9 protein-coding genes and 1 rRNA gene (1 of these 10 cut by a window edge) are annotated in these 11749 nt (G+C 49.4%); 9 read left to right on the forward strand and 1 reads right to left on the reverse strand.

The window, feature by feature from the left end; translation table 11 throughout:
• Complete coding sequence (locus skT53_RS02405) at positions 1-1833, forward strand: branched-chain amino acid ABC transporter ATP-binding protein/permease (protein ID WP_200759604.1); 1833 nt, start codon at positions 1-3, stop codon at positions 1831-1833.
• A complete protein-coding gene (locus skT53_RS02410; protein ID WP_200759605.1) occupies positions 1820-2533 on the forward strand; it encodes an ABC transporter ATP-binding protein in 714 nt (237 codons plus the stop codon). The genes skT53_RS02405 and skT53_RS02410 overlap by 14 nt, the downstream gene beginning before the upstream one ends.
• Positions 2534-2717: 184 nt before the next feature.
• Here the strand turns inward: skT53_RS02410 and skT53_RS02415 are convergent, their stop codons facing one another.
• The gene (locus tag skT53_RS02415; RefSeq protein ID WP_200759606.1) at positions 2718-2870 is read right to left on the reverse strand and encodes a hypothetical protein; all 153 of its coding nucleotides are present in this window, start codon (positions 2868-2870) and stop codon (positions 2718-2720) included.
• 153 nt (positions 2871-3023) lie between these two features.
• Between skT53_RS02415 and skT53_RS02420 the strand changes: the two genes are divergently transcribed.
• The 7 genes from skT53_RS02420 to skT53_RS02450 form a co-directional block, all read left to right on the forward strand.
• Positions 3024-4553 (forward strand): class I adenylate-forming enzyme family protein, encoded by a 1530-nt coding sequence (locus skT53_RS02420; protein ID WP_200759607.1) that lies wholly within the window; start codon positions 3024-3026, stop codon positions 4551-4553.
• 78 nt (positions 4554-4631) lie between these two features.
• Entirely contained in the window at positions 4632-6338 is a 1707-nt protein-coding gene (locus tag skT53_RS02425; protein ID WP_200759608.1) for an aldehyde ferredoxin oxidoreductase C-terminal domain-containing protein, read from the forward strand.
• Positions 6335-6571, forward strand: a complete 237-nt coding sequence (locus tag skT53_RS02430) for a MoaD/ThiS family protein (protein ID WP_200759609.1) — start codon at positions 6335-6337, stop codon at positions 6569-6571. The genes skT53_RS02425 and skT53_RS02430 overlap by 4 nt, the downstream gene beginning before the upstream one ends.
• A 254-nt stretch (positions 6572-6825) precedes the next feature.
• Entirely contained in the window at positions 6826-7611 is a 786-nt protein-coding gene (locus skT53_RS02435) for an enoyl-CoA hydratase/isomerase family protein (RefSeq protein WP_200759610.1), read from the forward strand.
• Positions 7612-7654: 43 nt separating this feature from the next.
• A complete protein-coding gene (locus skT53_RS02440; RefSeq protein WP_200759611.1) occupies positions 7655-8860 on the forward strand; it encodes a CaiB/BaiF CoA transferase family protein in 1206 nt (401 codons plus the stop codon).
• 53 nt (positions 8861-8913) lie between these two features.
• Entirely contained in the window at positions 8914-10077 is a 1164-nt protein-coding gene (locus skT53_RS02445; protein ID WP_200759612.1) for an acyl-CoA dehydrogenase family protein, read from the forward strand.
• 646 nt (positions 10078-10723) lie between these two features.
• A 16S ribosomal RNA gene (locus skT53_RS02450) occupies positions 10724-11749 on the forward strand (it continues 523 nt past the right edge of the window).

The raw sequence follows: 11749 nt of genomic DNA on the forward strand, positions 1-11749 counted from the left end.
ATGAAACGAACAAAATCCCTTTGGCTGCTTCTGTTGGTGGTCGTCGCCTGTTTCGCTCCGTGGATGCTGGGAAACGGGCCGCAGATTGACTACTTCGTGACCCTCATGATTCTTGCCGTCAGCTATGCAATCGCTTGTCTTGGCTTAACGGTGGTGTCCGGTTTTGCCGGCCAAATCTCTCTGGCGCAGGCGGCATTTTACGGGGTAGGGGCCTATTCGTTTGCCATTCTGTTGGTCCTGCACCACGTTCCCTATTGGATATCTGTCGTGTTTGCCATTCTGCTCACGCTTGTAAGCGGTTTGCTGCTGGGACTGATTTCCTTAAATATCCGTTCCCACTATTTGGCTCTTGTGACGATCGGATTCGGAATTATTTTGAATTTGGTGTTTCACAATTGGACCGATCTGACAAAAGGGGCTGACGGCATCGGCGGTATTCAAAGGCCCTGGTTGGGTGTTCTGCTTGATAACGACAAATTTTACTTGTCATTTGCTTTGGTCGTGCTGCTTCTGACTGGATTTTTTATTGCGAAACTGAAACGGTCTCGCTGGGGAAGGGCGCTTTTGGCATTGCGGGAAAACGAACTGGCAGCCGAAGTGGTGGGAGTCGACACGTACCGCATGAAGCTGGTCGCTTTTACATTCAGTGCGGTGGCAGGAGGGATCGCCGGCATTGTGTATGCATCCGGCGCGCGCTATATCAGCCCCGATATGTTCACGTTCGAAAAGTCGGTGCTGTTTTTCGCTATGACATTGATCGGCGGTTCTTCGTCGGTGACAGGTACGGTGGCAGGCGCTTTCTTGCTGACATTTTTGCCTGAATGGCTGCGGTTCTTGAACGGAATGTATCTGGTGATTTACGGGTTGGCGATCATTCTGGTGTTGATTTTTGTACCGGGCGGACTGTCGGGAATCGCTGAAAATCTGGCTCATTTCCTGCGCAAAAAGAACAGGCGCTCGAACACAATTCCGATTGGCGACGTGGAACGGGAACAACAAAAAGATGTTCCAGGTTGGCTGCTGCAAGCGGACAAGAAAATGTTCACCGGTTCAACAGCCGACTCACTGCTGAAAGTGTCCGATCTGGTGCTTCACTTTGGCGGGGTGAAAGCGGTCGATGGGGTCTCGCTGCAGGTGCTCCAGGGGGATGTCCATTGCGTGATTGGCCCGAACGGGTCAGGAAAAAGCACTTTGTTGAACCTGATAAGCGGTATTTACAAACCGCAAAGCGGTCAGATTTTGTTTGCCGGTCAATCGATTGGCGGAAAAAAGCCCAGTCACATTGCGCGATTAGGAATGACCCGCACATTTCAAAACATTCGTTTGTTTCCTGAAATGACCGTTTTGGAAAATGTGATGGTCGGTCTTCATACACGAACTTCCGCTTCAATGTTGCAAATCGGGTTTGGTCTGCCAAATGCGGCAAAAGAGGAACGTGCCATGCGGGAACGGGCGATCGAGATTCTGGACTTTGTGGGCTTCGCGGAATCCAATCAGTTGGCGAAGAATTTGTCCTACGGCCAGCAGAGAATGGTAGAAATCGCACGGGCACTTGTTTCGAATCCGATCATATTGATGCTTGATGAACCGGCCGCTGGCATGAATGAAGAAGAGACGAGGAAACTGGTTCATCTGTTAAAACGGCTGAATCAGACAGGGTTGACCATCGTATTGATTGAACACGATATGGCCATGGTCAGTTCGATGGCCAGTCAAATTACCGTTCTTGATTTTGGGAAGCAAATTGCGTCCGGTCTGCCAGACGCCATTTTGTCGGACGAACGGGTCATCAAAGCGTATTTGGGGGAGGACTTTGAATATGCTTCAAGTTGAACAAATAGAGGTTCGATATGGAGAAATTGTGGCTGTAAAAGAAGTCAATCTGCATATTAACCGGGGCGAAACGGTGGCTCTGCTGGGAGCAAACGGCGCCGGGAAATCAACGACCCTGAAAACGATCTCCGGTCTCTTGCGTTGCACGAAAGGCAAGATTACATATGAAGGGAAACCGATTGGCGGTTTAAAACCGCAAACTATCGCCCGAATGGGGATTGTCCATGTTCCGGAGGGAAGACGGATTTTTCCCGGGTTGAGCGTAGCAGACAACTTACTGCTGGGGATCAGCAACCGAATCAAAACAAGCAGAAAACAGATTCAGCGCGATCTTGAGTATGTTCTTTCGCTGTTTCCCGATTTGTTAGACAAACTAAAGGTGCAGGGCTGGTCGCTGAGCGGAGGTCAACAGCAAATGTTGGCCATCGCGAGAGGATTGATGGCAAAACCGAATTTGCTTCTGCTTGACGAACCGTCGCTCGGTTTGGCTCCTTTATTGGTGCAACAGGTATTTCGCATTATTCAAGATATAAATCGGCAAGGTATCACCGTATTGCTGGTCGAACAAAACGCGAAAATGGCTCTTCAGATTGCCTCGCGAGGGTATGTATTGGAAAGCGGGAGGACGGTTCTGGAGGGGGAGGCGGATGAACTGCTGACACATGAAGGAATCAGAACGGCTTATTTGGGAGGACGATAAGGATAGGAGGACGGTGACAGGATATGATCGAATATTACAAGGTGGATGCGCAGCCGTTAACGCAGGTTTGCAGGCAGATTTGGTAAACCGGCTTACAGTTCATCCGGTTGAGTAGAGAAAAAGAGGATTCTGTATCGGATTTTGATGCAGAATCCTCTTTTTGTCGGGTCCAAGTGTCCGCAGTTTAACTTTTTTTATTTTCCAGACTGGGATCCACTTCATCCAAAGCCATTTTTGTGACTTGCGTGTAATCGTTTTGAGCAATTTCCTCCGGAGTCGCACGTTTCTCCAGGTTGTCCGATCCGGGGGCGATTGTCGGCTGGTGCTTGTTTTCCATTTTCAGTCACCTCCCCTGCAAAATAATGTTTCCGTTTTTGGAACGGTTACTCAGCAAAAAAGTCACTGATTAGAGTCGTCGATCTGTTATAATTTAACCAATAATTCGAACTAGTCATATTCTTCCGTATTCGATCGCAGGGGGGGGAACCGGATGCTGCTGACTGATGTGATGAAAGAAAATATGGAACGATTTGGCGAGTACCCGTTCTTGCATTACGGAGAAAAAACGTACACGAATTTTGAAACGGCCATCCATGCCAAACAAATTGCGTCCGCCTTGAAAAACTTGGGTATCCAAAAAGGGGATCGGGTGCTGGTTTGCATGCCGAACTGTCCCGAGGTGATTTTTTCCTACCAGGGGATTTTGCATGCGGAAGCTGTTGTAATTCCTGTCATGTTTTTGCTGCATGCGCAAGAAATCGCTTTTATTCTGGAAAATTCACGGGCCAACGCGATCATTACGTCAGCTATGCTTGTTCCGAAATTGCAGGAAGCGGTCCGGTCCGTGGCGACAAATCCGATGATCCTGGCAGTTGATGCGCCTTCCGCAGAGAATGTGCAGAACCTGTACGATCTGATGAATCAGGCGGATGCATCCTTGATATCTGACAGACTGAATCTGGATGAAAACGATCTGGCCGTTATTCTTTATACCAGCGGCACAACAGGAAAACCGAAAGGCGTAATGCTCACACATAAAAACCTGTACTCAAACGCGGCCAGTTCCGCCTCGCTTAATACGGACGGGAGAAGCACTACGCTTGGCGTTTTGCCGCTTGCGCATGTGTACGGTTTCACTGTCACAAACGTATGCTTTCTGTTAGGAAATTCAGTGGTAATTTTCTCTAAATTTGATCCGGATGCAATCTTTAAGGCAATTGAAACCTACAAAGTGAAAGGTTTTTCGGCTGTTCCCGCGATGATTCACGCGATGGTGACCAGCCCGCACGCGGATAGGTACGACCTGTCCAGCCTGGAGTGGGTCGGTTCCGGTTCTGCCCCTCTGCCGGTTGCTTTGCTTGAAGCGTTCCGGCAAAAATTTAATGCAGAAGTCTATGAGGGATATGGATTGTCAGAGGCGGCTCCAACTGTTACTGCGCATCGTAAGAAAGGGATTGTCAAACCGGGATCGGTTGGCATTCCGATACCGGGTGTTGAAATTCAAATTGTCGATCCGCACGGCCGTGAACTTCCAACCGGGGAAGTAGGGGAATTGATTGTACGAGGGCCGAATGTTACAACCGGATATTTTCAGAATCCGGATGCGACCGAATCCGCCATCCAAAACGGTTGGCTGCATACGGGAGACATGGCAAAGGTAGATGAGGACGGCTACCTGTATATTGTGGACCGCAAAAAGGATTTAATCATTCGCGGCGGGTTCAATATTTATCCGAGGGATTTGGAAGAGCTGTTGGTCAGCCATGAGGCTGTTTCCGAAGCTGCGGTGATCGGGGTGGCGTCCGAACGGCTGGGCGAAGAAGTGATCGCCTATGTTGTGAAACAAGCAGGCAAAGAAGTCACCGAACAGGAACTGATCCAATTTTGTCAGGATCGGCTGGCCAAATATAAAACGCCGCGCCGCATTTTATTTATCGATCAATTGCCGCGTAACGGAGTCGGAAAAATTCTCAAACAGCGATTGCGGGATATGTCGAGTGAAGTGGAACTAATTCTTTAAGATCTATAGTCAAATCTAGCACATAATTGCTAAAATAGAATGTATATATTCAAGCTGCGTGGGATAAGGGGGATCATGATGAAAATTTTGCGTATTTCGATGACCGACCTGACATGGTCAGAGGAAGAATTGAAGTCTGAGTATGCCGCACTTGGCGGACGGGCGCTCACGTCGCGCATCGTGTTTGATGAGGTGATCGGAACCGCGCATCCGTTGGGGTCTAATAATAAACTGGTGTTTGCCAATGGTGTTTTGACGGGATCTCTTGCATCTAGCGCGGAGCGGGTTTCGGTCGGGGCCAAAAGCCCATTGACCGGTGGCATTAAAGAAAGCAATTCTGGCGGAACGGCCGGATTGAAGCAGGGACGATTGGGATATCGGGCGATTGTGGTGGAGGGCATCCGTGATGATATGCAGATTGTACATATCTCAAAAGACGGAGTGCGGTTTGAATCGGCCGATTGGATTTTAGGCAAACCGTTGAGTGAAGCGGCGAACCTTTTGGATGAGAAATTTGGCAAACACATCAGTTATTATATGATCGGCTCTTCGGGAGAACATAAGATGAATCTGGCGGGCATCGCCGTCAAAGACAAGGATGGATCACCCACCCGCTTTTTGGGACGCGGCGGTTTGGGAGCAGTCGCCGGTTCGAAAGGAGTTAAGGCGATTGTATTGGATGATGCAGGAATTGACCGACTGCGCCCAAAACAGCCTGAACAATTCCGCGCAGCTGTCAAACGGTATACAGAGTGGCTGCAGGAAAATCCGGCGACAGGCAAATCATTTCCTGATTACGGAACAGCCGGCTTGGTGCGTACCACGAACCGTTTAGGCGCGTTGCCCACTTTTAACTTCCGGACCGGAAGCTTTGACAAGCATGAGGCAATCAGCGGGGAAACGTTAAGAGAAACCATTCTCGAACGAGGTGGTGCGGGAACCCCGACGCATGCTTGTATGCCAGGCTGTATCATTCGTTGTTCCAACATTTATCCGGATGAAGCGGGCAACAAGATTACGACGCCGATTGAATATGAAAATATCGGGCTGCTCGGATCCAATTTGGGAATTGGCAGTTTGGATGAAATCGCGGAACTGAACCGGCTGTGCAACGAATATGGAGTCGACACGATCGAAACTGGTGGTGCGATCGGGGTATTGATGGAGGCGGGTGTACTTCCATTTGGCGATGTGGAAGGTGCGATCCAGCTTTTGCATGATGTTCATGCCGGGCGGCCAATGGGTCGTATAATTGGCGGCGGCGCTGCGCTGGTCGGAAAGCTCTACGGTGTATATCGGGTTCCGGTAGTTAAAGGACAGAGCATGCCTGCCTATGACCCCCGTGCCATTAAAGGTCTTGGCGTAACATATGCGACATCGCCGATGGGAGCCGATCATACAGCCGGACAGACGATCCGCGCGCAAATCGATCACCACAAAGCGGAAGGCCAAGTAGAGGTTTCTAGAAACGCACAGGAAACGGTTATCATATTTGACAGTTTGGGAATGTGCTATTTTGGGGCATCTGCTGTTGCAGGCCGTTGGGACGGTTTGGCGGAAATAATCTCGGCGTATGTGGGAGAAGCTGTTACAGGTGACGAGATCATGCAAATGGCGAAAGAAACGTTGACGATTGAACACGCATTTAACCGTTCCGCCGGATTCACGCATGTGGACGATCGGCTGCCGGAACATTTTTACACGGAAACCAACCCGGCAAGCGGTACTGTATTTGATGTAAATGAAATGGAAGTGCTGTCGATCGGAGTGGAAGGATACCGATGATGGTTTCGGTTCTGTCCTATATCCCATGGTTGCAGCAAGTGAATGGCGAATATCAGGTGGATGAGGGAACGACTGTTTATGATTTGCTCCATCTAGTGCAAGAACAGCATGAACTGGACTTGCAGTGGGACCGGGATGCATTGGTGGGGATCAACAATCGGATTGCGAAGGCGACCGATATTTTGCAAGCGAGCGATCAGGTTGTGATTATGATGCCCTTAAATGGCGGATAGAAAACGGGAAGCCGATACTCTGCGGAGAATCGGCTTTTTGTGTGGAGCTAAACAGAAAATCATAAATCGATCACAAAAAGGAATGAAATTTTACGTATAAAGTTGAAAACCGTATCTAAATATTTAAAATTGGATCCAATATCCTATGTTTATTTCGAAATATGTGATACTATCATTTTAACGAATATTTTCAAGCGATTCAGACATTCTTACCACATTAAAAACGAAATAGTTGATTCGGAAAGGAGCCATTTATGAAATTTGTAGCAATGAACAAAATTGGTTCAGATGGTACCATCGCGGAAGTGGTTTTGAATCGTCCGGAGGCACGCAATGCGTTTAACACGGAAATGGCCGAAGAACTGTTGGCTGTTTTCCGTACACTTGCGGATTCTTCTGACGTGCGGGTGGTGGTGTTGAGTTCGTCGAATCCGAAATCTTTTTGTTCCGGTGCCGACCTCAAAGAGAGGGATGGCATGACGGATCAACAGTGGAAGGAACAACACAAACTTTTTGAAGAAACGTTCTATGCGCTGGCCGATCTGCCGCAACCGGTAATTGCTGCGGTGGATGGTTATGCGTTGGCCGGCGGATTCGAGATGGTGCTGAACTGCGATTTTATTGTGGCGGCTAAAACCGCAACATTCGGACTTCCGGAAGTAACACGCGGTATTATGCCAGGTGTCGGAGCTTCCCGGTTGCTGGCAAAACGAATCGGCGTTCATTGGGCAAAAGAATGGCTCTGCACCGGTCGTTTTATAACAGCGGAGGAAGCAGACAAAATGGGGCTTGTGAACCGTTTGACAGATACTGAACATTTACGGGAAACCTACCTGGAACTTGCGGAAACGATTGCCCGTAATGCGCCAATCGCGGTTCAAGCCTGCAAATCGGCCGTTGATTCGTTGTTTGGAATGGATGATAAGCTGGCGCGAGTGAAGGAACTTGATTTTTACAACCGCTGCGTAGATACGGAAGATCGTCTGGAAGGCGTTCGCGCTTTCGTTGAAAAACGCCCGCCGCGTTTTAGTGGTCGATAGGATTTAAGTCAATTCGGAATAACAGAGATAGGGAGGGAAACCGATGATTCCTCAAGAACAGAATTTTGGGCCGCTCGCCGGAATTCGAGTGCTGGATTTGACAAGCAATATTTCGGGACCCAGCGCGACCTGTATTTTGGCAGACCTTGGTGCGGAAATCATTAAGATTGAGCGACCGGGTGCAGGTGACGACGCGCGTGGTATGGGACCTCACATGCAGGGAGAATCGGCCTATTTTTTAGCGATTAACCGCAATAAGCAATCGGTAGTTATCGATATTCGTCAGGCAGAAGGCCAACGATTGATTCGCAGGTTAGCCCAGCAAGTCGATATTGTGGTAGAAAATTTCCGAAGAGGCGTACTCGCCAAATATGGTTTGGATGCGCAGTCGCTTCGCGCAGACAACCCGCGACTCATTTATTGTTCCTTGTCCGCTTATGGGGAAGAGGGACCGGATGCGAATAAGCCGGGGTACGATGCGATTCTGCAGGCGCGTACAGGAATGATTAGCATCACGGGTTCACGTTCGGAAGAACCGGCCAGATCAGGGGTTTCTGTGCTGGATATGGGGAGCGGCATGTGGAGTGTCATCGCGATTTTGTCTGCTCTGCATCACAGGGAACGGACGGGTGAAGGACAGGTTGTCGGAACCTCGCTTTTTGAAACCGGCATTTACTGGATGAACTACCATTTGCTCGCTTACCAAGCCACCAAAAGGGACCCTGTGCCGCAAGGAACGTCCCATACGGCATTTGCTCCTTACGGTTCCTATCAGACGGCGGATGATCTGTTGCTAATCGGAATTTCGAATGATTCGCTGTTTGGCAAACTTGTAAATGCGCTCGGCCATGGGGAGTGGGCGGAGGATCCACGTTTCCGCCGGAACAATGACCGATTGCTTCACCGTAATGAGTTGAATGATCTGCTCATAGAATGTTTCCTGCAAAAAACTTGCGGCGAATGGTTGGATATTTTGGATCGGGCGGGTGTTCCGTGTTCCCGCATTCAAAAAGTATCTCAGGTATACCATGATCCCCAATTTGAAGCGATGAAGATGATGTGTACTGTTCCGCATGCCACCTTGGGAACTGTCAGTGTGCCCAGATTGCCTATTCGTTTGGAAAAATCCCCGAATGAAATAAAAACGGGAGCCCCCGTTCTTGGTCAGCACACGGATGAAGTACTGCGTCGTTACGGTGTTACGGAGGAAGAACTGGTTACCCATAAAGCAAACGGTGTAATCGGATAACCTAAACGAAATTTTTTATTCTATAATTCTTAAATCAGAGTGGAGGAATCAGGATGGCGATCGAAGAGAACAAGTTTCATGCTCAATTACGGGAGAATGTACGTGAAATATGTGCCCGTTTTCCCGATAGTTATTGGAGGGAATTGGATGAAAAACGCGCTTATCCGGAGGAGTTCGTTAAAGCTTTGACGCAAGCGGGACACTTGGCTGCACTGATTCCGGAAGAGTATGGCGGTGCGGGATTGGGCATTACGGAAGCGTCTATTATTTTGGAGGAAATGAACCGATCTGGAGGTAATTCAGGAGCTTGTCACGCACAAATGTATACGATGGGCACCTTGCTGCGACACGGTTCGGAAGAGCAGAAACGGGAGTACCTGCCTAAAATTGCAGATGGCTCCTTGCGGCTGCAAGCATTTGGTGTTACGGAACCAAACACGGGAACGGACACGACGCAATTAAAAACGACCGCCGTTCGAAAAGGGGATCGGTATATCGTCAACGGTCAAAAAGTGTTCATTTCGCGGACGGAACATTCCGATTTGATGATTCTTCTGGTTCGTACAACGCCGCTTGATCAGGTTCAGAAACGTACCCAAGGCCTTTCTGTGCTGCTGGTGGATCTGCGCAAGGCGCTTGGCAATGGATTGACGATTCGCCCGATTCGCACGATGATGAACCATGCGACAACAGAACTCTTTTTTGAAGACCTGGAAGTTCCGGTTGAAAATTTGATCGGGGAAGAAGGGAAAGGATTCTCTTATATCCTGGATGGTATGAATGCCGAGCGGATTTTGATTGCTTCCGAATGTATCGGGGATGGACGTTGGTTTATTGATCGTGCGACCAATTATGCAAACCAGCGGGTAGTATTTAATCGTCCGATCGGGCAAAATCAAGGCATTCAGTTTCCGATTGCGAAAGCCTATATCGATATTGAGGCAGCTGATTTGATGCGCTATCGGGCAGCTGAACTGTTTGACGCAGGCAAACCGTGCGGCAAAGAAGCGAACATGGCTAAATTGTTAGCGGCAGATGCTTCCTGGGCGGCTGCCAATGTAGCTTTGCAAACACATGGCGGTTTTGGATTTGCAGAGGAATATGATATTGAGCGTAAATTCCGTGAAACCAGACTTTATCAAGTGGCTCCTATTTCCACCAACTTAATTTTGTCTTATGTGGCGGAACATGTGTTGGGGCTGCCTAGATCCTATTAAAAATAGTGATAGTCGGCTAAGAACATCGCCATCCGTGGCGATAACGCCGGATCGAATCATGTTTTGAATGTGAACCGCTTTGTCCAACCAAGGCGGTTCTTTTTATTGTTGTTCTTTTTATCGTTTCGGAATTATTTGATCTTGCCGGGGGCTCCGTTTACAGCGTGGTTACGGCTCGTTAAAGCCCTGCCTAGCTTTTTATATTTTACCGAGGGTATTGAAGAATTATGTATTCGAGTAAACTCGCGAAACATGAAGATTGAGTGAGATTTTTCGGTTCAGGTGTTGCTTAACAACGGATTTGTTTAGGTTTGTTTTACAAATTCGATTGAGTGAGAATCAAATCCATGATACTATATCCCTTGTCGCCGTGAGCGAGCGGCACGAAAAAAGATAAAAACTCCCACTTGTTTTGGGCGTTTGAATCTGTTAAGATCATGTTTGTCGCTGCTTTTGGGAAGCACAACGAGTCGTTCTTTGTACCCAAAGGGCACAAGCACCCGAGGGGCACAAGCAACGCTAAGCCACCAAAGGTGGCAGTCGTTCTTTGAAAACTGAATCGTGTAGGGAGCCAGATGGATTCTTAAGGAAATCCCGATTCCTGTGGAACGGGATCCATTCACAGTAAGTGCTGAAGCACTAACTGTTCATTGAGAGTTTGATCCTGGCTCAGGACGAACGCTGGCGGCGTGCCTAATACATGCAAGTCGCGCGGGCGGAAAGAGAGCTTGCTCTCTGGAAGCCAGCGGCGGACGGGTGAGTAACACGTGGGTAACCTGCCTGACAGACTGGGATAACGCCTGGAAACGGGTGCTAATACCGGATAATCAGCCTTTAGGCATCTAAGGGTTGTAAAAGGTGCTACGGCATCACTGACAGATGGGCCCGCGGCGCATTAGCTAGTTGGTGGGGTAACGGCTCACCAAGGCGACGATGCGTAGCCGACCTGAGAGGGTGAACGGCCACACTGGGACTGAGACACGGCCCAGACTCCTACGGGAGGCAGCAGTAGGGAATCTTCCACAATGGGCGCAAGCCTGATGGAGCAACGCCGCGTGAGTGAAGAAGGCCTTCGGGTTGTAAAACTCTGTCTTTGGGGACGAATGGCTGAGAGAGGGAATGCTCATGGCGTGACGGTACCCAAGGAGGAAGCCACGGCTAACTACGTGCCAGCAGCCGCGGTAATACGTAGGTGGCAAGCGTTGTCCGGAATTACTGGGCGTAAAGCGCGCGCAGGCGGCCATTTAAGTCTGGGGTGAAAGCCCGGGGCTCAACCCCGGGATGGCCCTGGATACTGGATGGCTTGAGGATCGGAGAGGCAAGGGGAATTCCACGTGTAGCGGTGAAATGCGTAGAGATGTGGAGGAACACCAGTGGCGAAGGCGCCTTGCTGGCCGATAACTGACGCTGAGGCGCGAAAGCGTGGGGAGCAAACAGGATTAGATACCCTGGTAGTCCACGCCGTAAACGATGAGTGCTAGGTGTTGGTGGGGTCCACCCATCAGTGCCGAAGTCAACACAGTAAGCACTCCGCCTGGGGAGTACGGTCGCAAGACTGAAACTCAAAGGAATTGACGGGGGCCCGCACAAGCAGTGGAGCATGTGGTTTAATTCGAAGCAACGCGAAGAACCTTACCAGGGCTTGACATCCCGCTGACCGGTTTAGAGATAG

Origin of the sequence: Effusibacillus dendaii, assembly GCF_015097055.1 — a bacterium.
Lineage (GTDB): Bacteria > Bacillota > Bacilli > Tumebacillales > Effusibacillaceae > Effusibacillus > Effusibacillus dendaii.